21 protein-coding genes and 1 pseudogene are annotated in these 22,831 nt (G+C 64.9%); 12 read left to right on the plus strand and 10 right to left on the minus strand.

From position 1 onward, the window contains the following. Window positions 1-12 precede the first annotated feature (12 nt). From J1M87_RS15505 to J1M87_RS15515, 3 genes are all read left to right on the plus strand, one after another. Window positions 13-1,188 carry an acyl-CoA dehydrogenase family protein gene (locus J1M87_RS15505; RefSeq protein WP_206490289.1) on the plus strand — a complete coding sequence of 392 codons (1,176 nt, stop codon included), beginning with the start codon at window positions 13-15 and terminating at the stop codon, window positions 1,186-1,188. 16 nt (window positions 1,189-1,204) lie between these two features. Next, the gene (locus tag J1M87_RS15510) at window positions 1,205-2,332 is read left to right on the plus strand and encodes an acyl-CoA dehydrogenase family protein (protein ID WP_206490291.1); all 1,128 of its coding nucleotides are present in this window, start codon (window positions 1,205-1,207) and stop codon (window positions 2,330-2,332) included. 224 nt (window positions 2,333-2,556) lie between these two features. Further along, the gene (locus J1M87_RS15515) at window positions 2,557-3,465 is read left to right on the plus strand and encodes a phosphodiesterase (RefSeq protein ID WP_206490638.1); all 909 of its coding nucleotides are present in this window, start codon (window positions 2,557-2,559) and stop codon (window positions 3,463-3,465) included. Here the strand turns inward: J1M87_RS15515 and J1M87_RS15520 are convergent. The 3 genes from J1M87_RS15520 to J1M87_RS15530 all read right to left on the minus strand — a co-directional run bounded on the left by J1M87_RS15520 (window position 3,462) and on the right by J1M87_RS15530 (window position 6,159). Next, window positions 3,462-4,961, minus strand: coding sequence for a stealth family protein (locus tag J1M87_RS15520; RefSeq protein WP_206490639.1), 1,500 nt, complete (start codon window positions 4,959-4,961; stop codon window positions 3,462-3,464). The genes J1M87_RS15515 and J1M87_RS15520 overlap by 4 nt on opposite strands. A 153-nt stretch (window positions 4,962-5,114) precedes the next feature. Then, a complete protein-coding gene (locus J1M87_RS15525; protein WP_206490293.1) occupies window positions 5,115-5,477 on the minus strand; it encodes a VanZ family protein in 363 nt (120 codons plus the stop codon). Window positions 5,478-5,487: 10 nt separating this feature from the next. Next, window positions 5,488-6,159 (minus strand): bifunctional 2-polyprenyl-6-hydroxyphenol methylase/3-demethylubiquinol 3-O-methyltransferase UbiG, encoded by a 672-nt coding sequence (locus J1M87_RS15530; RefSeq protein ID WP_206490296.1) that lies wholly within the window; start codon window positions 6,157-6,159, stop codon window positions 5,488-5,490. 80 nt (window positions 6,160-6,239) lie between these two features. On the opposite strand from J1M87_RS15530, the pseudogene J1M87_RS15535 reads away from it, so the two are divergent. Further along, window positions 6,240-6,714 (plus strand): annotated as a pseudogene (locus J1M87_RS15535) (phosphoribosyltransferase). Between the two features lies 1 nt (window position 6,715). On the opposite strand, the gene J1M87_RS15540 reads toward J1M87_RS15535, so the two are convergent. After that, complete coding sequence (locus J1M87_RS15540; protein WP_206490297.1) at window positions 6,716-7,750, minus strand: NADPH:quinone reductase; 1,035 nt, start codon at window positions 7,748-7,750, stop codon at window positions 6,716-6,718. Between the two features lie 97 nt (window positions 7,751-7,847). Between J1M87_RS15540 and J1M87_RS15545 the strand changes: the two genes are divergently transcribed. Next, entirely contained in the window at window positions 7,848-8,357 is a 510-nt protein-coding gene (locus J1M87_RS15545) for a DinB family protein (protein ID WP_206490299.1), read from the plus strand. Between the two features lie 3 nt (window positions 8,358-8,360). On the opposite strand, the gene J1M87_RS15550 is transcribed toward J1M87_RS15545, so the two are convergent. Both J1M87_RS15550 and J1M87_RS15555 read right to left on the minus strand, forming a co-directional pair. After that, window positions 8,361-8,855 carry an SRPBCC family protein gene (locus J1M87_RS15550; RefSeq protein ID WP_206490301.1) on the minus strand — a complete coding sequence of 165 codons (495 nt, stop codon included), beginning with the start codon at window positions 8,853-8,855 and terminating at the stop codon, window positions 8,361-8,363. Continuing rightward, window positions 8,852-9,676 (minus strand): SDR family oxidoreductase, encoded by an 825-nt coding sequence (locus tag J1M87_RS15555; protein WP_206490303.1) that lies wholly within the window; start codon window positions 9,674-9,676, stop codon window positions 8,852-8,854. Before J1M87_RS15555 ends, J1M87_RS15550 begins: the two co-directional genes overlap by 4 nt. Before the next feature lie 102 nt (window positions 9,677-9,778). Here J1M87_RS15555 and J1M87_RS15560 point away from each other — a divergent pair, with 102 nt between their 5' ends. Then, entirely contained in the window at window positions 9,779-10,825 is a 1,047-nt protein-coding gene (locus tag J1M87_RS15560; RefSeq protein ID WP_206490305.1) for an iron-siderophore ABC transporter substrate-binding protein, read from the plus strand. A 180-nt stretch (window positions 10,826-11,005) separates the two neighbouring features. Here J1M87_RS15560 and J1M87_RS28705 read toward each other — a convergent pair whose 3' ends face one another. Continuing rightward, on the minus strand, window positions 11,006-11,206 hold the full coding sequence (locus J1M87_RS28705) for a hypothetical protein (protein WP_241256971.1): 201 nt from the start codon (window positions 11,204-11,206) through the stop codon (window positions 11,006-11,008). Window positions 11,207-11,300: 94 nt separating this feature from the next. Between J1M87_RS28705 and J1M87_RS15570 the strand changes: the two genes are divergently transcribed. Then, window positions 11,301-12,284, plus strand: coding sequence for a DoxX family protein (locus J1M87_RS15570; protein WP_206490307.1), 984 nt, complete (start codon window positions 11,301-11,303; stop codon window positions 12,282-12,284). A 138-nt stretch (window positions 12,285-12,422) separates the two neighbouring features. Here J1M87_RS15570 and ilvD read toward each other — a convergent pair whose 3' ends face one another. Together ilvD and J1M87_RS15580 are read right to left on the minus strand one after the other, a co-directional pair. Continuing rightward, a complete protein-coding gene (ilvD, locus tag J1M87_RS15575) occupies window positions 12,423-14,264 on the minus strand; it encodes a dihydroxy-acid dehydratase (protein ID WP_206490310.1) in 1,842 nt (613 codons plus the stop codon). Window positions 14,265-14,325: 61 nt separating this feature from the next. Further along, complete coding sequence (locus J1M87_RS15580) at window positions 14,326-14,877, minus strand: PH domain-containing protein (protein ID WP_307830822.1); 552 nt, start codon at window positions 14,875-14,877, stop codon at window positions 14,326-14,328. 257 nt (window positions 14,878-15,134) lie between these two features. Here J1M87_RS15580 and J1M87_RS15585 point away from each other — a divergent pair, with 257 nt between their 5' ends. From J1M87_RS15585 to J1M87_RS15605, 5 genes are all read left to right on the plus strand, one after another. Continuing rightward, complete coding sequence (locus tag J1M87_RS15585; protein ID WP_206490314.1) at window positions 15,135-17,093, plus strand: acetolactate synthase large subunit; 1,959 nt, start codon at window positions 15,135-15,137, stop codon at window positions 17,091-17,093. Further along, on the plus strand, window positions 17,090-17,593 hold the full coding sequence (gene ilvN, locus J1M87_RS15590) for an acetolactate synthase small subunit (protein WP_206490316.1): 504 nt from the start codon (window positions 17,090-17,092) through the stop codon (window positions 17,591-17,593). Before J1M87_RS15585 ends, ilvN begins: the two co-directional genes overlap by 4 nt. Window positions 17,594-17,655: 62 nt before the next feature. Beyond that, window positions 17,656-18,657: a ketol-acid reductoisomerase gene (gene ilvC, locus J1M87_RS15595; protein WP_170944858.1), complete on the plus strand. Its 1,002-nt coding sequence runs from the start codon at window positions 17,656-17,658 to the stop codon at window positions 18,655-18,657. Between the two features lie 187 nt (window positions 18,658-18,844). Next, on the plus strand, window positions 18,845-20,440 hold the full coding sequence (gene serA, locus J1M87_RS15600; protein ID WP_206490318.1) for a phosphoglycerate dehydrogenase: 1,596 nt from the start codon (window positions 18,845-18,847) through the stop codon (window positions 20,438-20,440). Window positions 20,441-20,489: 49 nt separating this feature from the next. Continuing rightward, window positions 20,490-21,500 (plus strand): 3-isopropylmalate dehydrogenase, encoded by a 1,011-nt coding sequence (locus J1M87_RS15605; protein WP_206490320.1) that lies wholly within the window; start codon window positions 20,490-20,492, stop codon window positions 21,498-21,500. Window positions 21,501-21,581: 81 nt separating this feature from the next. Here J1M87_RS15605 and J1M87_RS15610 read toward each other — a convergent pair whose 3' ends face one another. Beyond that, complete coding sequence (locus tag J1M87_RS15610; protein WP_206490322.1) at window positions 21,582-22,805, minus strand: MFS transporter; 1,224 nt, start codon at window positions 22,803-22,805, stop codon at window positions 21,582-21,584. Window positions 22,806-22,831 lie beyond the last annotated feature (26 nt).

Genomic DNA, 22,831 nt, shown 5'->3' on the forward strand with positions numbered 1-22,831 from the left:
GGAGGATTGTCGATGAATCTTGCCCTGACAGAAGAAGAGGCCGCGTTCCGCGACGAGATGCGGACGTTCTTCACCACGAAGATCCCTGCCGAGATTCGCGAGAAGAACGCGACGGGCCAGGAGTTGAGCAAGGACGACGTGGTCACGACCATGCGGATCTTGAACGAGAACGGCCTGGCGGTGCCGCATTGGCCAGCCGAGTTCGGCGGCCGGGACTGGACCGCAGTGCAGCGTCACATCTGGCTCGACGAAATGCAGCTGGCATCGGTGCCGGAGCCGCTGGCGTTCAACGCCTCGATGGTCGGCCCGGTCATCGCGACGTTCGGCTCCCAGGAACTCAAGGAAAAGTTCCTCCCGAAGACGGCGAACCTCGACATCTGGTGGTGCCAGGGCTTCTCCGAGCCCGAGGCCGGATCGGATCTCGCCTCGCTCCGCACCACCGCAATTCGCGACGGCGACGACTACATCGTCAACGGGCAGAAGACATGGACCACGCTCGGTCAGTACGCCGACTGGATCTTCGCACTCGTACGGACCAACCCGGACGCGCCGAAGAAGCAGGCCGGAATCTCGTTTCTGCTCATCGATCTGAGCACCCCCGGCATCGAGATGCGACCGATCAAGTTGGTCGACGGCAGTGTCGAGGTCAACGAGGTCTTCTTCGACAACGTCCGCGTTCCGGCCGAGAACCTCGTCGGCGAGGAGAACCAGGGTTGGAGCTACGCCAAGTTCTTGCTCGGTAACGAGCGCACCGGAGTCGCCCGCGCCGGACACACCACGGTGCGGCTGGGACAGGCGAAAAAGCATGCCGCGCAGACGAAGGTCGGCACCGGCACGCTGCTCGAGGATCCGTTGTTCGCGGCGAAACTGGCCGAGGTGGAGAACGAACTGCTCGCTCTGGAGCTGACCCAGCTGCGGATGGTGTCCAGCTCGGACGACGGCAAGCCGAACCCTGCGTCGTCCATCCTCAAGTTGCGAGGATCGGAGTTGCAGCAGGCCACCACCGAATTGCTGATGGACATCGCCGGACCCGACTCGCTGCCGTACGAGGCAGGCGATGACATCGAGAGCGACGGGTGGGCACAGCGATCCGTACCGAATTACCTCAATTACCGCAAGGTCTCGATCTACGGTGGCTCGAACGAAGTTCAGCGCACCATCATCGCCTCGGCGATCCTCGGACTGTAAGGGAGCATCTGAAGACATGGATTTCGATTTCAGCGAAGAACAGAAGCTGCTGCGCGACACCACTCGTGAGGTCCTCTCGCGGGCCTATGACACCGAGAAGCGCAACAAGGTCGTTGCCGGTGAGCTGGGCTGGAGCACCGATGTCTGGAAGCAGCTGGCCGAGGTCGGGCTACTGGGCCTGACATTCGGCGAGGAGGACGGTGGCATGGACGCCGGTCCCGTGGAGATCATGGCGGTCATGACCGAGGTCGGACGCAGATTGGCTCCGGAGCCGATTCTCGACGCCGTCCTCGTCCCCGGTGGGTTGATCTCCGAACTCGGCAGCGCCGATCAGCGCCGGAGGCTGTTGCCGCCGGTGGCAGAAGGATCGTCGATGTTGGCGTTCGCGCACAACGAATCCGGTAGCCGCTGGCCGAACATCGAGGTGGCCACCACCGCCACCGAGGACGGTGGATCGTGGTCGATCACCGGCGTCAAGAACCCGGTTCCGCACGGCGGTAGCGCAGACGTGATCGTCGTCAGTGCCGTGCTTCCCACCGGTGGAACGGGACTGTTCGTCGTCGATGCCGACGCGACCGGTGTGACACGCAAGTCCTATGCCACCCACGACGGCCAGCGCGCGGCGCAGCTCGAATTCGTCGACGTTGCAGCGGAACCGCTCGGCACCGCAGAGAACGCGGCAGCGGCGATCACCGGTGCCGAGGTGCGGGCGCAGGCCGCGCTGTGCGCGGAGGCAATCGGTGCCATGGAGGAGGCGCTGCGGCTGACCACCGATTATCTCAAGCAGCGCAAGCAGTTCGGGGTCCCGCTGGCCAAGTTCCAGGCGCTCACTTTCCGTGCGGCAGACATGTACGTGCTGCTCGAGCTGGCCCGCAGCATGAGCCTTTACGCCACGATGTCGTTGTCGGACGGCAACGTGGACACGACAATCGCCTCGCGTGCGAAGCTGCAGATCTCGCGGTCCGGTCGCAAGATCGGCCAGGAAGCGATTCAGCTGCACGGCGGGATCGGCGTCACCGCCGAGTACCCGGTGGGGCACTACACCAGCCGGCTCGTGGCTATCGAGCACACTCTCGGTGGTGCCGACGAGCACCTGCGCATCCTGGCCTCGAAGGTCTCCGATCACGATCTCATCGGGATCTGAGTACACCCAAACCCAGGTCGTGTCACTCTGGGCCCGGTTGCCGTCGAACGGTGGCCGGGCCCAGAGTCGTGTGCGGGGCCTGCACCCGGTGTTTGCGCGCTGTTCACCGTCGAGATTCGACCAGCCTGGTCTCAGGGAACGCTCGTATGCTTGGGTTGCAGTAGCGGCGGTCGTCCAATCCGGACGATTGCGAAACGGTAGGTCCGATCGTGAGCGAGAGTTCGATGAAGTCTCGGATGGCCGAGTACCCACGTCCCCACCACTGCTTGCTGCATGTCAGCGACACGCATCTCGTCGACGGCGGTCGGTTGTACGGCGGCGTGGACAGTGAGCTGAGGCTCGAGCAGGTCTTGACCGATGTGCGCAACTCGGGTGTGCGCCCCGATGCGCTGGTGTTCACCGGAGACCTCACCGACAAGGGCGAGCCGGGCGCGTACGAGAAGCTGCGGGAGTTGGTCGAGCCGGTCGCAGCGGAACTGGGCGCGCAGATCGTGTGGGCGATGGGCAATCACGACGATCGTTCGGCGTTCCGGCAGAAGTTGCTCGACGCGGAACCGAGCGGCCAGTCCATCGATCGGGTGCACGATGTCGATGGTCTTCGGGTCGTCACCCTCGACACGACGGTTCCAGGTGAGCACCACGGCGAGCTCGGCGACGAGCAATTGGCTTGGTTGACCGAGATTCTCGCCACACCAGCCCAGTTCGGTACCATCCTGGCGATGCATCACCCGCCGGTACCCACCGTGCTCGATCTCGCGGTGCTGGTCGAGTTGATCGATCAGTCACGCCTCGCCGAGGTGCTGCGCGGAACCGACGTGCGATCCATTCTTGCTGGGCACCTGCACTATTCGACCACTGCCACCTTCGCAGGCATTCCCGTGTCGGTCGCGTCTGCCACGTGCTACACCCAGGATCTCAACGTGCCTGCCGGCGGATTGCGCGGCCGCGACGGAGCCCAGGGATACAACCTCGTGCACGTCTACGACGACACCGTCGTCCACTCGGTTGTGCCTACGGGCTCGTACGACACTGTGGGAGAAGCGGTCTCGGCCGAGGAGACGGCACGCAGGCTCGATGCGGCTGGAGTCACCATCGCAGACAGTGCTCGCCGGAAGACGTTCAGCGACGCCTAACGCTGTTCGCGTTCCCACGGCGCGACGATGGGGAAGTACTTGTCCAGGAACTGCGTCACCGTCCGAGTGCGCAGGTCCAGGTCGACTTCCGGGAAGCTGCCGTCGTTGAGGCAGAAGAAATCCACCGACCGTTTGGGGAGCAGTTTCGCCATCGCGTCGAGGCCGGCTGCGGTGGTGGTGTCGATGTATCGCACCTTGGCGTCTTTCTGCACCACGGCGCGGCCACTCATCAGCGCGTAGTAGTGGTACAGCGAGTTCGTCACCGAGATGTTGGTACTCGCGCGGAACGCGCTGGCAGCAGTGGAAGCGAACTCGTCCGGAAACTCGTTCTCCATTTCCTGCATCACGCTGCGGCGCAACGGGGTTGCCGCATGTTCGAGATGTCGGGTGGTGGTCATTCCGAATCGGTCCTGCAGGATACGACGGTTCACTCGCGCCGCGTTCTCGAATCCGCTGCGGTCGGCGTCGCTGTAACCCAACCCGATTCGCGTTGTCGCCTCGATGAACATGCTGATTCCGCCAGGGGAGAAGAACATCGACGGGTTGACCGGACGGCCGAAGAACATGTCGTCGTTCGAGTACAGGAAGTGCTCGGACAATCCGGGGATATGGTGCAGTTGGCACTCGACGGCCTGCGAATTATGGGTCGGCAGAACGGAAGTGTCGACGAAGAATGCCTCGCTCGGCACGAACGTCACCTTCGGATGCTCGGCCAGCCACGCCGGTCTCGGCGAGTCGGTGGCAACGAAGATGCGTCTTATCCACGGCGCGTACAGGTGAATCGACCGCAGTGCGTACTTCAGTTCGTCGATCTGTCGATAGCGGGCTGCCGAGTCGTCGCCTTCGCCGACGACGTAATTCGCCATCCGGCGAGCGCGCTGTGCCTGAAATTCCGCTGACGAGCCGTCGACCCAGGAGAAGACGATGTCGATATCGAAATTGATGTCCGAGGCGTGGTCGGCGAACATGTTCTCGATGGTCGGCCAGGTCCTGCCGAAGCGTTCGACGGTTCCGCGGACGGCCTCATCGGGCCGGATATTGCGTCTGGTCAGGGAGTTCTCGATGGGTAGCACGATCTCGCTCGGCGAGAACGACCACAGTTCGATCTGCACTGCCGTCGATGCGCCGTAGTACAAGCCGCTGAACGGTTCGACCCGCGGACGGTACAGGCGCACGATCCGCGCGTTCGCGGACGGCGAGAGGGTGCCGTCGGCCACCAGCACCGCTTTTCCGCGGGCGTCGACGGTCTTCGAGTAGAACGGCTCGGCGCGGCAGGCGTGCGCCAGCGCAGTGGTGAGTACCTCGCGGGAACTCAGTTCGATGGCGATGACGGGTCGTTCGTCGTTGCCGCGAACGAGCAGGTATTCGATGCCTGCGGCGTCGAGAACTCCGCGCAGGAACAGCAGGTCCTCGACCATCGCCTGGTGGGGAGTGGTGGAGGTGATCGTCAGCGCGTAGCGGCCATCGTGGCTGACCACGTCGGAACGTTCGCTCAGTCGCGCCGCGGATGCTGCTGATTCTCGAGTGACGGCATCGTTCGTCTCGTGCTCCGGTGGAACGAGGTAGATATCGTGCGGGGCAGAAGACGAGGTGATGGCGTTCCTTCCGGAGTGAACTCGCTGGCCGAGGAAACCCGGTGCTTCATCAGTCTAGTGCAGGTCCGGGGCTTGTTGAACGCGCTGCGGTAGAACCCTGCTCGCCGTGGCCAGGCCGACTGCGATTCCAGCGGCGTCGGCGAGTGCGTCGGCGACCGACCCGGAGCGTCCCAGAGGCAGGATCGCCTGAAGGAACTCCGAGAGCACCGCGAATCCCAGCACCCACAACGCGGTCCCGGCCCAACCGATTCCAGCCATGCGTGAGGTGTACGCGAGGGCGGCGAAGAGCACCAAGTGAATGATCTTGTCGCTGTGCTCGAAACCAGAGGGCACCCCCGACGCGGGGGTGAACAGCACGACCAAGGCCACGACGAATGTGACGCCCAGCGGAATTCGATACGTCGACGGCGAGAACACCGCGAGGAGTTTACCGGCGTTGCAGCACCACCACCGTGTCGATTCGCTCGTCACCGTCCGGCGTCGTACGGGTGCGGTGTTCGGCGTGGATCACCTCGAACCCGTCGCCTGCCGCGGCGACAACCGGTTCCGGCCCGAACATTCGATTCTGGGCCGGATGCTGCGATGCGTGGCTGTCGTTGGGGCTGTGGCCGACGATCAGTAGACGTCCTTTCGGCGCAACTGCTGCGGCGAACCTGCGCGTGGTCAGTTCGAGTTCGTCGGGTGGCACCTGCAGGAAGTGCACCGACACCAGATCGAACGCCGCGGCCGGAGGAGTCCAATCCAGAACGTCTTCCTGTCTCCACTCCACCGCGAGTGTCTGCGACTCGAGTGCCTGTTGTGCCGCACGAGCGCGGCCGAGGGCGACATCGGAGATGTCCACGCCGGTGACGTTCCACCCTTCACCGGCCAGCCACAGGGTGTCGGCACCTTCTCCGCAGCCGATGTCCAGGGCGCGGCCCGGGGTCAGCTCGGACGCCTCTTGTACCAACACGGCGTTGGGGTTTCCGCTCCAGATGGAGGTGCGTTGGTTGTAGAGGTCGTCCCAGAACGCTGCGTCGAACGCGCCGTTCTCGAAATCCGGTTCTGCGTGGCCGCGGTCGTTCTCGGCGTGGATGTGTGCGTGCTTGTGCTCTGCCATGGTTCGAGAGTGCCCGCCGACGAGGCTTGGCGCAAATATCTTTGCTCGATTGGCAAAAGGGTCTGGGTAGAGTCATGATCATGACCGAACAGGAACGCGAAGTGCTGACGTGGGAAGCCTTCGGAGACGCCTCGCGTGAACTGACCCGAGTGATCGTCGACGACGGCTTCGTTCCGGACATCGTCATCGCGATCGCCCGTGGCGGACTCATTCCCGCGGGCGCGATTGCCTACGCGATGGGAGTCAAGGCTGCGGGCACCCTCAACGTCGAGTTCTACTCGGACATCGAAGAGACCTTGCCCGATCCTGTTGTCCTGGAACCGCTTCTGGACACCGACGCCATCGTCGACAAGAAGTTGCTCGTCGTCGACGACGTCGCCGATTCCGGCCGCACGCTCGCCCTGGTGATCGATCTGCTGAAGGCACACACACCCGACGTCCGGTCGGCAGTGATCTACACCAAGCCCAGAACCATCGTGCAGCCGGATTACTCGTGGCGAGAGACCGACAAGTGGATCAAATTTTCCGTGGTCCACATTGCCGGTCATCACCTGAGTTATTCGCTGGAGACGTCGATGAGCACCTTGCCGACGGTTCCGTTTTCGACGGCGTCGTGAGCCGCAGCGGTCTCGCTCAAAGAGAAGCGGTGCAGCGGTAGACCGGTGGCTTCACCCACCTCCAGCACACCTGCGGCTGCCGCGGCGCTGACATCTGCTTCGGCGTTGCGCAGCGCCTCGTCGCCCACGGTGTAGAGGAGTACGAACTGGTAGCGGGTGTTGAGCACCATGTTCGGCCGGACGTCGAGGGTCACGGTGTCGCCACCATTGTTGGCGTACACCGCGATCGATGCGCGGTTCGCTCCCACGGCTGCGTTGAGTGCGGCGTTCTGTGCGGGAGCGACCTCGACGATGAGGTCGATTCCGTCGGGGACCAATTCACGGATCTCTGCGGCGGCGTCGCCGGTCTTGTAGTTCACCACGTGGTGCGCGCCCGCGGCGGTGGCCAGTGCGCCCTTCTCAGGGCCGCTGACCGTCGTCACCACAGTCGCGCCCGCCCAGCGGGCCAACTGGATCGCGGCATGTCCGACGGCACCGGCACCACCGGCGACGAGTACAGACTTGCCGTTCAGTGCGCCCGGGTGCAGTCGGGTGGGTCCGTCCTCGGAGACGGTCAGTGCGCGATGCGCCGTCATCGCGGGCACTCCGAGGCTGGCACCCACGTCGAAGCCGACGCCCTCGGACAGAGGCACCACCCGAGAGGCGGGCAGGATCGCAAACGACTGTGCTGTTCCGGTCGGACGCTGATGCTGGGCCAGGTACACCCAGACGCGATCTCCGACGGAGACGCCGTCGACATCGGGGCCGACTGCGTCGATCACGCCGGCACCGTCCTGGTTCGGAACCACCTCGTCGAATGCCAGCTTCTCACCCGGCCCGGAGCCGGTTCGGTTCTTCCAGTCCGTCGGATTGACGCCCGAGACGACGATGCGGACGCGGACTTCGCCTGCGGCGGGCTCGGTCACCTCACGATCCTTCAGCTCGAGGACGGAGGAATCGCCGGTGCGGGTGTACACGATTGCTGGAGCTGTCATATTCGGTTCAACGCGCCTGGAGGACCCGGATGTTCCCTGCGACGCAATCGGGGTATGCATGACTGGTTATCAGTGCTCGACGAAAGAGGGGTATTCGATGAACCACAACGACCTGCTCACCGACGCGTTCGGTCGGATCAAGGAACTCGTCCACTCGGTGCTGGACGAGATTCCGGCTGCGGCGTTGACCTATCGCCCCGATTCCGAGGCCAACAGCATCGCGTGGTTGCTGTGGCACCTGACGCGGGTGCAGGACGATCACATCGCTGGTGTGGCCGGAAGCGAGCAGGTCTGGAATTCGGATTCGTGGTTCGAGCGCTTCGATCTTCCGTTCGACCGCTCCGACATCGGGTACGGCCAATCGTCCTCCGAGGTCGCTCAGGTCACCTCGAGCGCCGAGTTGCTGCGTGAGTACCACGACGCCGTGCACTCGAAAACTGTTGCGTACCTGAGCGGTATCTCGACCGACGATTTGGACCGGATCGTCGACGAGAACTGGGATCCGCCGGTCACATTGGGGGCGCGGCTGGTGTCCGTGGTCGCCGACGACCTTCAGCATGCCGGGCAGGCCTCGTATGTTCTCGGCCTGTACACCCGGCAGGCCTAGCCGTCAGGCGTAACGCTTCTGCAGGTTCTCCAGCGTCTTACGGATGTTTCGACGCTGGAACTGCGGAAATGTCTTGCCGCTGGTGACGATCTTGTCGAACACTAGGGCCAGGGCGTCGGGCCATTTCGTTCGGTCGTCGGTCCAGGTCTCGGTGACTCTCGTGCCGCCGGCGACAGGCTCGAAGTCGTATCGCCAGGTTGCGTTCGCGCCCTTGATCTTCGGAGCGCTCTTGCCGATGGCGTGGACACGGAACTCGAAGGTCTTGCCCGGGTCGGCCGCCGTGACGGTGCAGCGAGTGATCCACTTCGCCCGGCCGCGCTTGTTGGTTCCGTCGAACACCATTCCCACGTAAGCGCTCTCGCGGGGTTCGTGGACCGTGGCACCGGTATTTTCGGGGCTCCACTGGCCCATCTTGGTGGGGTCGCTGATCGCAGCGTAAAGAGTGTCGGCGTCGGCGGCGACGACGATGCTGTCGGAGACTTCGAGTTCGCGTTTCATGAGGACGCACCGTTCTTCAGGCCGGGATGAATTCGAGTGAGCATGGGCACCAGCAGGGTTCGCGGGGTGATTTGGGCGAAGATCGATCCGATGCGGTTGGCGGGCCCGGGGATCGATACCATGCGTCCCTTGGCCATGTCGTCGACGGCAGTCTTCGCCACCGCTTCTGCCGACACCCACATGATCGATGGAAGTGCTTTTTCGGCATCGTCTTTCGCGAAACCTGCGGCCTCACCGAATCCGGTGTGCACCGGGCCGGGGCACAGCGCAGTTGCGGTCACACCGGTGCCGCGCAGTTCGCCGGTCAGAGATTGGGTGTAGGAGAGCACGAATGCTTTGCATGCGCCGTAGCCGGCTTGGCCGGGCAAGGGCTGGAACGCGGCGGTCGAGGCGACATTGAGCAGTGCGCCGCGTCGTCGTTCGGTCATGCCGGGCAGGAATCGGGTGCACAGATCTGCGACGGCGACCACGTCGACCTCGATCATGTGCATCTCGGCGTCCGGGTCGGATTCTGCGACCGGTCCGAGCGTGGAGAGCCCGGCGTTGTTGATCAGGATGTCCGGGATCAGGCCGAGTTCGGTGATACGACCGAGTAGTTCGGCGCGCGCGCTGCGATCGGACAGGTCTGCGGCGAGCACTTCCGCTCGGACTCCCCGTGCTCGGATCTCCTGTGCCAACTCTTCGAGCTTGTCGGCGCGCCGGGCGACGAGAGTGACGCCGTGGCCTCGGGAGGCGAGTTGGCGAGCGATGGCGGCCCCGATTCCGGAGGACGCTCCGGTCACCACGGCTGTCCGGTCAGGTGCTGGGCGGGGAAGGCTCATGTGTCCCACCGTAGCGAACGTCTGCTGTGCAGCGCATTTGAGTCAGAATAGAAGGGTAGCCTACTCTTACTTCACGCTGTGATTGTTCGTCGAGAGGTAGCCATGTTTTCAGCTCCCAGGGTCGGTCCACGGACTGCCCGCCGTGCGTCTCTACTGTCCGCGCTCGCCGCTTCAGTTCTTGTCGTCGTCGCGTGTTCGAGTGTCGAGGACCGCGAACCCGATCGTTCCGGCGGTGAGTTCACGGCCGTGACGATCGACTCGGCCTTGGGCCAGGCGGTCATCACCGAGAAGCCCGAGCGCATCGTCACTCTCGGTCAGGGTTCGGCGGAAACGGCGATCGCGCTGGGTACCGTCCCGGTCGGCGTGGAGGAGTATTCGTGGGGTGCCGACGACACCGGCTACCTGCCGTGGATTCATGACGCGGTCACCGAAGCGGGGGCCGAGCTTCCCGAACAGTTCACCGGCGGAACCGAATTGAACATCGAGGCCGTCGCCGCTCTCGATCCCGATCTGATTCGGGCGCCGTGGTCGGGAGTGACGCAGGATCAGTTCGACAAGTTGAGCGCGTTCGCTCCGGTGGTCGCGTACGAGGAGCAGCCGTGGACGACGACTTGGGAAGATCAGATCACCGTCATCGGCAAGGCCATGGGTGAGGAGCAGAAGGCTGCGGAGGAGATCGACAGGATCGAGAGCCGCTTCTCGGATGCCGCTGCCCAGCACCCCGAGTATGCGGACGTGAGCTTTTCGTACATCTACAACACCGGTCCCGGGACGCTCGGAGTGTTTCTCGCCGACGAGCAGCGCGTCGCGATGGTCCGCGGGCTAGGGCTGCAGGTAGATCCGGTGGTGAACACACTGGACGAAACCGAGGGCACCGATTCGTCGGTCATCGGGTTGGAGAACGGGAACCTGCTCAACGATTCCGACCTGATCTTCACGTTCTACTCGGACCCGCAGAACCGAACGGACACCGAGAATCAGCCTGCCTACAAGCAGATTCCGGCCGTGTCCCGCGGTTCGGTCGTGGCACCGACGGATCAGTCGTTCGTCACCGGGTCGTCCATCATCAATCCGCTGACGGTGCCCTGGGCGCTCGAGCGCTATGTGCCGATGATCGACGACGCGGTCGCGAAGCTCGACGCGAACTAGGTCAGTAGACCTCGCGCTGTCGTGCTGTACCAACACCTGCTCGAGGTGATGTGGCACGGCCGCGGTGTCTGCTCCTTGATTCGACCGAATCAGCCTGTCGAATGACCTCTTCCGGCCCCGCACCGTGTTTTCGGTGCGGGGCTGGATTGCGTTTCGGGGGTCGTTCAGGTGTGGGCGGGTTCAGGCGTTCGGATACGGTGGTGGCGAGGTCTCGGCGGGGGTGGTCGGTCTGAGCTCGGCGGCACCGATGTCCGGTGCCGGCGTGAAGGGCGAGGAATTGGAGTCGTCGAAGCGGGCGCACCCGGCGAGCAATACGGCGGTCATCGACATGGCGACGACGGCGGCGGTTGCAGTTCGCGGAAACGCTCCGACCGGCTTCATGGTTCGAACGTTACGTCAGCAGCGGTACAGACTCGCCACGCGGCCATGAGCGCGAACGAGGGTGATCGGGGTACATCGCCTCTACTCTGGAGTGGTGACCGATACACCGCGCGACCCCAACCGGCCGGATACGTCGTACGAACCGGCCGAAAGCCCGTACGACAATCCCACCGAAAAGATTCCGCCCTCGCGCTCCGCTTCCGACACACCTGCACCGGACCGGACCGAGACCTCCGGTGAATCGACGACCGCATTCGGTGCCCAGCGGTCCGACCGACTGCCTCGCACCGACGACGAACTCGACTTCCCGTACTCGGCACCGTCCGACACGGGCGCATCCGACGCCCAGCCCACCGAGAAGATGCAGACATTCCGGCCCTCGGCGTACTCCGACTCGTACTCGGACTCGTCCACCGGTCGCACATCGGCGTCCGCGTCGACCTCCTCGACCGCATACTCCGATCGGCCCACCGAGCACATCGGTACCTCGACGGCCGCCGCAGCACCCGCGGTCGTACCGGAGCCCGAGGTGCGAACCGAGACCGTCGAGATCCCCGCGCGTCGAGGCAGCACCGACCTGGGCTTGTTCGTACTTCGGGTAGCAGTCGGAGCAGTGTTCCTCGGCCACGGACTGCAGAAACTGGTCGGGCTGTGGAACGGGCCCGGACTGGACGGTTTTCAAAGCCTGCTCGAGGACGCGGGCTTCCGGTACCCGGAGATTCTCTCGATCGTTGCCGCTGCCGGCGAAACCCTCGGCGGAGCGCTGCTGATCCTCGGATTGGCGACGCCGCTGGCAGGAGCAGCCGTGCTGGCGACCATCATCAACGCCTGGTGCTTCAAGCAGATGGCCTCGCCCGGTCTGCAGTTCTTCGGCGCAGACGGCGTCGAGTACGAAACTGTGCTCGGCTTCGCAGCGGCGGCGCTCATCCTCACCGGTCCCGGAAAGATCGCATTCGACGGTCGCCGCGGATGGGCCACTCGCCCGCGGATCGGATCGCTGCTCGCGCTCGTCATCGGCATCGCCGCCGGAGTCTGCATCTGGATCTTCCTCAACGGAGCCAATCCCGTCGTCCGCTGATCTCGCACGACGATCACCCCAGGTGAGTGCAACCTCGTAGCCGGCTACGAGGTTTCACACACCTGGGGTGATCCGCAGGCTGCACTCCCGCCTGTCCGGGTCGTTCCGCAGGCTGCACTCCCGCCTGTCCGGTACTGCTCACGGGACGTAGCGGACTGCGCCCTTGTCTGCCGAGGTTGCCAAAGCCGCGTAAGCACGCAGGGCGGTGGTGACCGTGCGCTGACGATCCACCGGCTGCCACGGACGCTCGGAGGCCGTCATCTTCGCCCGACGCGTCTCGAGGGTCTCGTCGTCGACCAGTATCTCGAGCGTGCGCGTGGCCACATCGATGCGGACCTGGTCGCCGTTCTCGACGAGCCCGATCACTCCGCCCGCGGCGGCCTCCGGAGAGATGTGCCCGATGGACAGGCCCGAGGTTCCACCGGAGAACCGGCCGTCGGTGATCAGTGCGCAGACCTTGCCCAGACCGGCACCCTTGAGGAAGGCGGTCGGGTGCAGCATCTCCTGCATGCCCGGTCCGCCCTTGGGGCCCTCGTACCGAACCACCAGCACATCACCGGGTTGGATCTTCTTCTGCAGGATGGCCGAGACGGCCTCCTCCTGGGACTCGACGACCAATGCCGGACCCTGGAAGGAGAACAGGTCCTCGTCGATGCCTGCGGTCTTGAGGATCGCACCGTCGACCGCGATGTTGCCGCGAAGCACCACCAGGCCACCTTCGACCGTGTAGGCATGTTCCAGATCTCGGATGCAACCACCTGCGGCATCGGTGTCCAGAGACGACCAGCGGTTGCCCGTGGAGAACGGCTCGACGGTACGAACCCCACCCGGAGCGGCGTGGAACAGTTCTATCGCCTCGTCCGATGCATTGCCGGACCGGATGTCCCAGGTGTCGAGCCAGTCGTCGAAGCTCTTGGTGTGCACCGTCGAGACATCGGTCTCGAGCAGGTTCGCGCGGCGCAGTTCACCGAGCAGTGCCGGGATTCCGCCGGCCCGGTGCACGTCTTCCATGTGGTAGTCGGAGTTCGGTGACACCTTCGAAAGGCACGGGACCCGACGGCTGATGGCGTCGATGGTGTCGAGATCGAAGTCGACCTCGCCCTCCTGCGCGGCGGCGAGAGTGTGCAGCACGGTGTTGGTGGATCCGCCCATCGCCACGTCGAGCGCCATGGCGTTGCGGAATGCGGCCGGTGTGGCGATGTTGCGGGGGAGGACGGAGTCGTCCTCGTCGCGGTAGTACCTCAGCGCGGCCTCGACGACGGTCGTGCCTGCTCGCGTGAACAGGGCCCGGCGAGCCTGGTGCGTGGCCAGGGTGGAGCCGTTGCCGGGGAGTGCCAATCCGAGCGCCTCGGTGAGGCAGTTCATCGAGTTGGCGGTGAACATGCCCGAGCAGGATCCACAGGTGGGGCACGCGCTGCGCTCGACCTCGTCGAGGCCGGCCTCGGACACCGCGTCGCTGGCACTGGCGGAGATAGCGGTGATCAGGTCCGTCGGGGCCTGCGCGACGCCGTCGACGACGACGGCCTTGCCTGCTTCCATCGGTCCGCCGGAGACGAACACGGTAGGGATGTTCAGGCGCATCGCGGCGTTGAGCATGCCCGGAGTGATCTTGTCGCAGTTGGAGATGCACACCAGCGCATCCGCCGTGTGGGCGTTGGCCATGTACTCGACCGAGTCGGCGATGATCTCGCGGCTGGGCAGCGAGTACAACATCCCGCCGTGACCCATGGCGATCCCGTCGTCGACGGCGATGGTGTGGAACTCGCGGGGAACGCCGCCTGCAGCTCGGACGGCATCGGCGACGATCTCGCCGACATTCTTCAGATGCACGTGGCCGGGGACGAACTGGGTGTACGAGTTCGCAATGGCGACGATGGGTTTCCCGAAATCCGAATCGGTCATCCCGGTCGCGCGCCACAGCGAGCGTGCGCCCGCGGCGTTGCGTCCGACAGTGGTGACCCGTGAGCGTAGCGGCGGCATAGTGCGTTGTCCTCGTTCGTTGCAGCGGTATTCGCACGGACGAGGTTACTCGGCGGGTCTGCTAGCGATTCTCGGGAGCCCGCTCGTCCTCGTGTTCGGCTTCCTCGGCTTCCGCTGCTTCCTCTGCTTCCGCTCGGGCTCGATCCGCGGCGGCCGCTGCATAGGGATCGGTGATGCGTCCTCCACTCGCGGCCGCGAGCTCGGGGAGCAGGTCGAATCGCACCAAGGGGAGCGACTTCTCGGTCTTGTCGGTCAGGACCACACGGGCCCAGCGGCGGTTCGGAAAGTGCAGCCCCTGTACCGAGTTCCACTCGATCACATCCGAGCCGATGAACCGTCGGGCGGTGATGGCCTCGGGAGTGATGACGGTGCGCACGCGAAGCACCCAGATGCAGGCGAGGATCGGCAGAATCAGTAGCCATCCCAGGGCAGCCGGCCAGCTGACGGCAGGCAGCGCCGTGCCCAGCAGTAGCAGCCCCACGGCGACGAGGGCCAGGCGCGGCAGGCGAATGACCTGCGTGGTCGACGGCTGCCGTCCGTCGGCGCCGTTCGGTGCCTCGGGAGCGGTGTGGGAGGATGACAGTGGTGGTTCGGACTGCTGCGAAGACGACACCCATTCATCTTCGCATTGCATCTACGCGATCTCACATAATGGGATTGCGTCGTGACGAGCTTGACTCTTCCCGGAGCGCGCGCCTACCGTCGAGCGCGTGAAGCGGAATTGGATACTCGTAATCGGCCGGCGCGTCATCGCCTGAGCCGATTGTTCAAGCTCGCATCGACGCGCCACCCTCGTACAGCACACGCTGGCGGGGGTTTTTTCTTGCCCAGAGATCGCCCAGCAATTCGACATTCCTGAGGAAGCAATCAGTGAGCGCACCAACCGCACGCCCCGGGCCCACGACTCGTAAGCCGGGGTCAGCCGCAAGTCCGTCGACCAGCAGCCCGTCCGCAGACGCGGCGACCAACGGATCGCGACGCCACGTCGCGCCGGAAAAGGTCTCCGGTGCGCAGTCGGTCGTACGAGCACTGGAGGAACTCGACGTCGACACTGTCTTCGGCATTCCCGGTGGCGCGGTCCTTCCGGTGTACGACCCGCTCTTCGACTCCAAGAAGGTTCGGCACGTCCTCGTTCGTCACGAGCAGGGCGCAGGCCACGCTGCCACCGGATACGCCCAGGCCACGGGCCGCGTCGGGGTGTGCATGGCGACTTCGGGTCCGGGAGCGACGAACCTCGTCACCCCGCTCGCCGACGCCCAGATGGACTCCGTTCCGGTCGTCGCGATCACCGGGCAGGTGGCGCGCAGCCTCATCGGTACCGACGGCTTCCAGGAAGCCGACATCTCGGGAATCACCATGCCCGTGACCAAGCACAATTTCCTCATCACCGACGGTGCAGACATTCCGCGCATCATGGCCGAGGCGTTCTACATCGCCGCCTCCGGTCGCCCCGGTGCCGTGCTCGTGGACATCCCCAAGGACGTTCTGCAGGCGCAGACGACGTTCTCGTGGCCGCCGGAGATGCGTCTGCCCGGCTACCGGCCGGTGACCAAGCCCCACGGCAAGCAGGTCCGCGAGGCAGCGCGCTACATCGCCGACGCCAAGCAGCCGGTGCTGTACGTCGGCGGTGGTGTCATCAAGGCCAACGCGTCGGCCGAGCTGCTCGAGCTTGCCGAACTGACCGGAATCCCCGTCGTCACCACCCTGATGGCGCGCGGCTCGTTCCCCGACACTCACCAGCTCAACCTGGGCATGCCCGGTATGCACGGCACCGTCGCGGCCGTGGCCGCGCTGCAGCGCAGTGACCTGTTGATCACGCTCGGTGCCCGGTTCGACGACCGCGTCACCGGCCAGCTCTCGTCGTTCGCCCCGGGTGCCAAGGTCATTCATGCCGATATCGACCCGGCCGAGATCGGCAAGAATCGATTTGCCGACGTGCCGATCGTCGGTGACTGCCGCGAGGTCATCACCGAACTCATCGAGGCGTTGCGAGCCGATCGTGCGACCGGAACCACCCTCGACCTCGAGCAGTGGTGGGTGTACCTCGACGGCATCCGCAAGACCTACCCGCTGAGTTACGACCGCCCCTCCGACGGTTCCATGTCGCCCGAGTTCGTCATCTCCTCGGTCGGTAAGTTCGCCGGGCCCGACGCGATCTACTGCGCAGGAGTGGGCCAGCACCAGATGTGGGCCGCGCAGTTCATCAACTACGAGAAGCCGCGCACCTGGCTCAACTCCGGTGGCCTCGGCACGATGGGGTACGCGGTTCCGGCCGCCATGGGTGCCAAGATGGGCCTACCCGACGCCGAGGTGTGGGCCATCGACGGTGACGGCTGCTTCCAGATGACCAACCAGGAACTGGCGACCTGCGCGGTCGAGGGCATCCCGATCAAGGTCGCGCTCATCAACAATGGAAACCTCGGCATGGTTCGTCAGTGGCAGACGCTGTTCTACGAGGAGCGATACTCCAACACGAACCTCGGCACCCACGGTGCCGTCCGAATTCCGGATTTCGTCAAGCTGGCCGAGGCGTTGGGTTGCGTCGGTCTGCGGTGCGAGCGGGAAGAGGATGTCGACGCGGTGATCGCCGAGGCGCGTGCGATCAACGATCGTCCGGTCGTCATCGACTTCATCGTCGGAGCCGACGCTCAGGTGTGGCCGATGGTCGCAGCCGGAACCGGTAACGACGAGATCATGGCTGCCCGCGGAATTCGGCCGCTGTTCGACGAGGACGAGACCGTCGGCAGTGAGCCGGGACTCGACGAGGCGATGCACCGTGAGCAGGCACCACATCCGCAGCACAACGACGTGAAAGGCACCGACCAGTGAGCACGAGCCATACCCTCAGCGTCCTCGTGGAGGACAAGCCAGGTGTGCTGGCCCGCGTCGCTGCGTTGTTCTCGCGCCGCGGCTTCAACATCTCTTCGCTCGCCGTCGGTGGTACCGAGATCCCCGACATCTCCCGCATGACCATCGTGGTGACCGTCGACGAATTCCCGCTCGAGCAGGTGACCAAGCAGCTCAACAAGCTGATCAACGTCATCAAGATCGTCGAGCAGGACGAGGATTCCTCGGTGGCGCGCGAGTTGGTGCTGATCAAGGTTCGGGCCGACGCAAGTGTTCGCAGCGAGGTCATCGAGACGGTCAATCTGTTCCGCGCCAAGGTGATCGACGTCTCGCCCGAGGCGGTCACGGTCGAAGCGACGGGCACCCGCTCGAAGCTCGATGCGCTGCTGAAGATGTTGGACCCCTATGGAATTCGAGAAATAGTTCAGTCGGGAGTCGTTGCCGTCGGACGTGGACCGAAATCGATCACTGCGTCGCGGTAGCGACCGAAGTGACGAACACACGTAAAACCCAAGAGGAAAGGTAACAACCAGTGGCAGTCGAGATGTTCTACGACGACGATGCTGATCTGTCGATCATCCAGGGCCGCAAGGTCGCCGTGATCGGCTACGGAAGCCAGGGCCACGCGCACTCGCTGAGCCTGCGCGACTCGGGCGTCGATGTGCGCATCGGCCTCGCAGCCGGATCGAAGTCCCGCGCCAAGGCCGAGGAGCAGGGTCTGAAGGTCGGCACCCCCGCCGAGGTCTCCGAGTGGGCCGACGTGATCATGGTGCTCGCACCTGATACCGCCCAGGCCAAGATCTTCTCCGAGGAGATCGAGCCCAACCTCAAGGACGGCGACGCGCTGTTCTTCGGTCATGGACTCAACATCCACTTCGACCTGATCAAGGCTCCGGAGTTCGTCACCGTCGGCATGGTCGCCCCCAAGGGCCCCGGACACCTCGTGCGTCGCCAGTTCGTCGACGGCAAGGGCGTTCCGGCTCTGATCGCCATCGATCAGGACCCCAAGGGCGAGGGCCAGGCGCTCGCGCTGTCCTGGGCCAAGGGCATCGGCGGAACCCGCGCCGGAGTCATCAAGACCACGTTCAAGGAAGAGACCGAGACCGACCTCTTCGGTGAGCAGGCCGTGCTGTGCGGTGGCACCGAAGAACTGGTCAAGACCGGCTTCGAGGTCATGGTCGAGGCGGGCTACGCACCCGAGATGGCGTACTTCGAGGTGCTGCACGAGCTCAAGCTCATCGTCGACCTGATGTACGAGGGTGGCATCGCCCGGATGAACTACTCGGTGTCCGACACGGCCGAGTTCGGTGGCTACCTGTCGGGACCGCGCGTCATCGACGCCGGCACCAAGGAGCGGATGAAGGCGATTCTGGCCGATATCCAGTCCGGTGAATTCACCCGTCGTCTCGTCGCCAACGTCGAGAACGGCAACACCGAGCTCGAAGGCCTGCGCAAGGCCAACGCCGAGCATCCCATCGAGGTCACCGGCAAGAAGCTGCGCGACCTGATGAGCTGGGTCGATCGCCCGATCACCGAAACGGCCTGATTCTCAGCGAATCACGGTCCGACGCACGCTGATCGAAGGGCACTGCTACATCCGTGGCGGTGCCCTTCGACGGTCACGTCAGGTGCCGTCACAGGTCGACGCTTCGGGCCTCTAAACTGTTCGTGCTGCACAGCCCCGCCGTATTTCTCACCGACCACGTCTCGAACCGATATAGGGAGTTTTCCACGTGAGCCAGCCAGGCCGTCCTGTCGTTCTGATCGCCGACAAACTTGCGCAGTCCACCGTCGAGGCACTCGGCGACGGGGTCGAGGTTCGTTGGGTCGACGGTCCGGATCGTCCCGCGTTGCTCGCTGCGGTTCCCGAGGCCGACGCGATCCTGGTGCGCTCGGCCACCACCGTCGACGCCGAGGTACTCGCTGCCGGAACCAACCTCAAGATCGTCGCCCGTGCAGGAGTCGGCCTGGACAACGTCGATGTCCCCGCCGCGACCGAGCGTGGTGTGCTGGTCGTGAACGCTCCGACCTCCAACATCCACACCGCCGCCGAGCATGCCGTGACGCTGCTGCTCGCTGCCGCTCGCCAGATTCCGGCTGCCGACGCCACGCTGCGTCAGCACGAGTGGAAGCGCAGCAAGTTCAACGGCGTCGAAATCTTCGGCAAGACGGTCGGTGTCGTCGGACTCGGCCGAATCGGTCAGCTGTTCGCTCAGCGCCTCGCCGCCTTCGAGACCCACATCATCGCCTACGATCCCTACGTCTCGGCCGCTCGCGCCGCGCAGCTGGGCATCGAACTGGTCAGCCTCGACGAACTGCTCGAGCGCGCAGACATGTTCTCGGTGCACCTGCCGAAGACGCCCGAGACCAAGGGCATCATCGGCAAGGAAGCACTGGCCAAGACCAAGCCCGGTGTCATCGTCGTCAACGCCGCACGCGGTGGTCTGGTGGACGAGCAGGCGCTGGCCGACGCCATCACCAGCGGTCATGTCTTCGCCGCCGGTATCGACGTCTACGCCTCGGAGCCGTGCACCGACAGCCCGCTGTTCGAGCTGCCTCAGGTCGTCGTCACCCCACACCTCGGCGCGTCGACCACCGAGGCTCAGGACCGCGCGGGCACCGATGTGGCGAAGTCGGTATTGCTGGCTCTCGCAGGAGAGTTCGTTCCCGACGCCGTCAACGTCAAGGGCGGAGCCGTCGGCGAAGAGGTTTCGCCGTGGCTCGAGATCGTACGTAAGCAGGGTGTCCTGCTCGGGGCACTGTCCACCGAACTTCCCACCTCGCTCTCGGTCGATGTGCGCGGCGAGCTCGCCGCCGAGGACGTCGAGATCCTCAAACTGTCGGCGTTGCGAGGGCTGTTCTCCGCCGTCATCGAGGATGCGGTCACGTTCGTCAACGCCCCGGCACTCGCCGAGGAGCGCGGCGTGACCGCCGAGGTCACCACCGCCTCGGAGAGTGAGAACCACCGCAGCGTCGTCGACGTCCGGGCCGTGTACGGCGACGGTTCGGTCTCGAACGTGGCAGGCACTCTCACCGGCACCACGCAGGTCGAGAAGATCGTCAACATCAACGGTCGCAACTTCGACCTGCGGGCTGCAGGCAAGAACCTCATCGTCAGCTACGCCGATCAGCCGGGCAGCCTGGGCCGGATCGGCACGCTGCTCGGTGAAGCCGGCATCGACATTCAGGCGGCCGCGCTCAGCCAGGACTCCGAGGGCGACGGCGCCACGATTCTGCTGCGCACCGACAAGAACGTGCCTGCGGAGGTGCGCGAGAGCATCGCCGCCGCGGTCGGTGCGTCCACCATCGAGCTCGTCGACCTGTCCTGATTGCTCTGCCAACAGATCGGTCGGACGCCGAAGAATCATGAGGAGTGAGATGAAGCTGGCTGTCATCGCCGGAGACGGAATCGGGCCCGAGGTCGTGACCGAGGCGCTCGCCGTCCTCGACATCGTTGCACCCGGGAGCGACAAGACCGAGTACGACCTCGGTGCGCGTCGCTACAACGCCACCGGCGAGCTGCTGCCGGATTCGGTACTGGCGGAGTTACGCGAGCACGACGCCATCCTGTTGGGAGCCATCGGCGATCCTTCGGTTCCCAGCGGCGTCCTCGAACGTGGATTGCTGCTGCGGGCTCGATTCGAGCTCGATCACCACATCAATCTGCGTCCGGCCAAGTTGTATCCCGGTGTCGTCGGTCCGCTGGCAGGCGACAAGACAATCGACGTCGTCGTCGTGCGTGAGGGGACCGAAGGGCCCTACACCGGGAACGGCGGAGCGCTTCGTGTCGGTACCCCACACGAGGTCGCGACCGAGGTCAGCGTCAACACTCGCTACGGGGTGGAGCGGGTGGTGCGCAATGGTTTCGAGCGGGCGCTCACGCGGCGCAAGCACGTGACGCTGCTCCACAAGACCAACGTGTTGACCTTCGCCGGTAGCCTGTGGGCTCGCACGGTGGAGGAGGTCTCTGCCGAGTTCCCGGATGTCGAGGTCGCCTACCAGCACATCGATGCCGCGATGATCCACCTCGTCACCGATCCCAGCCGATTCGATGTCATCGTCACCGACAATCTGTTCGGCGACATCGTGACGGACCTCTCGGCAGCAGTCACCGGCGGAATCGGTTTGGCCGCAAGCGGAAACATCGATGCGACCGGTACCAATCCGAGCATGTTCGAGCCGGTGCACGGCAGCGCTCCCGATATCGCCGGACAGCAGAAGGCCGATCCGACGGCTGCCATCCTGTCGGTGTCGCTGCTGCTGGCACACCTCGGCGACACGGCGAACGCCGAACGGGTCGAGGCCGCGGTCGCGGCGGATCTGGCCGAGCGCGGGACCACGACCGGCACCACCAAGGAGATCGGCGCGCGCATCGCCGCCCGGTTGTAGCCGAATCGAACGCGAAGATGCCACGGCGGGCCCGGCCCGACCGTGGCATCTTCTGTCTCACGGGCATTGATCGATGCCGAGTCAGCCGGCTCGGTCCCGATCCTCGCCGAGGCCTTCGGGGGCCGGATCTGCGGGAACGACCGGTACGGAGAGCGCGGGAAAGACGGCCGAGATCAGGAACGCAAGAGGAAAGCTGACGGCCGCCACGGCACCGAACGCCGGCGGTACAGCCGAAGCGAACACGTACTGACTGGTGTTCTGGACCCCCAGTGCGCGTCCACTCCAGTACGGTCCGGATATCTCTGCCACAGCGGTGAATGCGAGACCGTTCGGAGCAACGGTGGCGATGGATGCGATGACGAGCAGAACGATCGCGGCGGGGGAGTCGAACCAGTCCGCGACAGCGAGTCCGAGCATGCTGGCGGCAGCAGTGACGGCGACCCATCGAAGAGGTCTCATCCGGCTTCCGACACGATCGGAGAGCGCACCCACGCTCATTCGGCCTATGGCCCCGAGGATCTGGGTCGCTGTGACCAGGACGCCTGCCGCAGCTGCCGTCCACCCTCTGTCGGTCATCAACCAGACGAGTGCGTACGTCCACACCACGTATTGGGGCACCACCAGCAGGACGGACGTGGCATGAATGCGCCACAGCTCGCTGCGGGCACGGTAGGGATTGTCGAGCAAGCCCTGAGCGGCCGCGTCGGCGCGATTGGGCCGTGGCGGATCGACCACCGCGAGGCACATCAGTGCGCTCACCGTGCACACGACGGCCGGTACGGCCAACGCCGCTCCCACGCCGTGATCGCGGGCGACGGGCGGGATGGTCAGAGCGGCGATCCCCACTCCCAGCGGCACCGACATCTGCCTGATCCCCATGGCGAGTCCGCGTCGATGCGGTGGGAACCAACCCACCACCACCCGTCCGCTCGCACTGTTGGCGCTTGCGGCCGCCATGCCGCCGATCAACAGCAGGACGGCCAGCATCGGAATGGAGGTGCTCACGACCGCCGCGATACTCGCCGCCGCCGTGAGTCCGAGGCCGACCGCCAGAACGAGACGCTCGCCGATGCGATCGACGAGTACGCCCCAGGCGATGAGGGTGAGCATGATGCCGACGGTGGGCATCGCCACGACGAATCCCGCGGTTGCGAGCCCGAGCCCCCGGTCGTCGTGCAGGGCGGGAATGAGAAATGCGGCGCCGTTGATGAAGACTGCGCCGGCCGTCTGCGCGAGCATTCCGAGTACGAGCATGAACCACCGGCGTGCCTCGCCGATCTCGGACAACTGCTCGGTGGCGTTCATGGCGTCCTTCCAATTCCCAATATATG

Source organism: Rhodococcus sp. KRD162, from assembly GCF_017168335.1.
Lineage (GTDB): Bacteria > Actinomycetota > Actinomycetes > Mycobacteriales > Mycobacteriaceae > Rhodococcoides.

Excerpts from the sequence above, each read along its gene's own strand:
- J1M87_RS28705 (WP_241256971.1), bottom strand. The coding sequence starts at position 11,206 with ATGAAGCCGGTCGGAGCGTTTCCGCGAACTGCAACCGCCGCCGTCGTC.
- J1M87_RS15550 (WP_206490301.1), bottom strand. The coding sequence starts at position 8,855 with ATGAAACGCGAACTCGAAGTCTCCGACAGCATCGTCGTCGCCGCCGAC.
- ilvD (WP_206490310.1), bottom strand. The coding sequence starts at position 14,264 with ATGCCGCCGCTACGCTCACGGGTCACCACTGTCGGACGCAACGCCGCG.
- J1M87_RS15605 (WP_206490320.1), top strand. The coding sequence starts at position 20,490 with ATGAAGCTGGCTGTCATCGCCGGAGACGGAATCGGGCCCGAGGTCGTG.
- J1M87_RS15515 (WP_206490638.1), top strand. The coding sequence starts at position 2,557 with ATGAAGTCTCGGATGGCCGAGTACCCACGTCCCCACCACTGCTTGCTG.
- J1M87_RS15505 (WP_206490289.1), top strand. The coding sequence starts at position 13 with ATGAATCTTGCCCTGACAGAAGAAGAGGCCGCGTTCCGCGACGAGATG.
- J1M87_RS15555 (WP_206490303.1), bottom strand. The coding sequence starts at position 9,676 with ATGAGCCTTCCCCGCCCAGCACCTGACCGGACAGCCGTGGTGACCGGA.
- ilvC (WP_170944858.1), top strand. The coding sequence starts at position 17,656 with ATGTTCTACGACGACGATGCTGATCTGTCGATCATCCAGGGCCGCAAG.
- J1M87_RS15540 (WP_206490297.1), bottom strand. The coding sequence starts at position 7,750 with ATGACAGCTCCAGCAATCGTGTACACCCGCACCGGCGATTCCTCCGTC.
- J1M87_RS15510 (WP_206490291.1), top strand. The coding sequence starts at position 1,205 with ATGGATTTCGATTTCAGCGAAGAACAGAAGCTGCTGCGCGACACCACT.
- J1M87_RS15545 (WP_206490299.1), top strand. The coding sequence starts at position 7,848 with ATGAACCACAACGACCTGCTCACCGACGCGTTCGGTCGGATCAAGGAA.
- J1M87_RS15560 (WP_206490305.1), top strand. The coding sequence starts at position 9,779 with ATGTTTTCAGCTCCCAGGGTCGGTCCACGGACTGCCCGCCGTGCGTCT.
- J1M87_RS15610 (WP_206490322.1), bottom strand. The coding sequence starts at position 22,805 with ATGAACGCCACCGAGCAGTTGTCCGAGATCGGCGAGGCACGCCGGTGG.
- J1M87_RS15530 (WP_206490296.1), bottom strand. The coding sequence starts at position 6,159 with ATGGCAGAGCACAAGCACGCACACATCCACGCCGAGAACGACCGCGGC.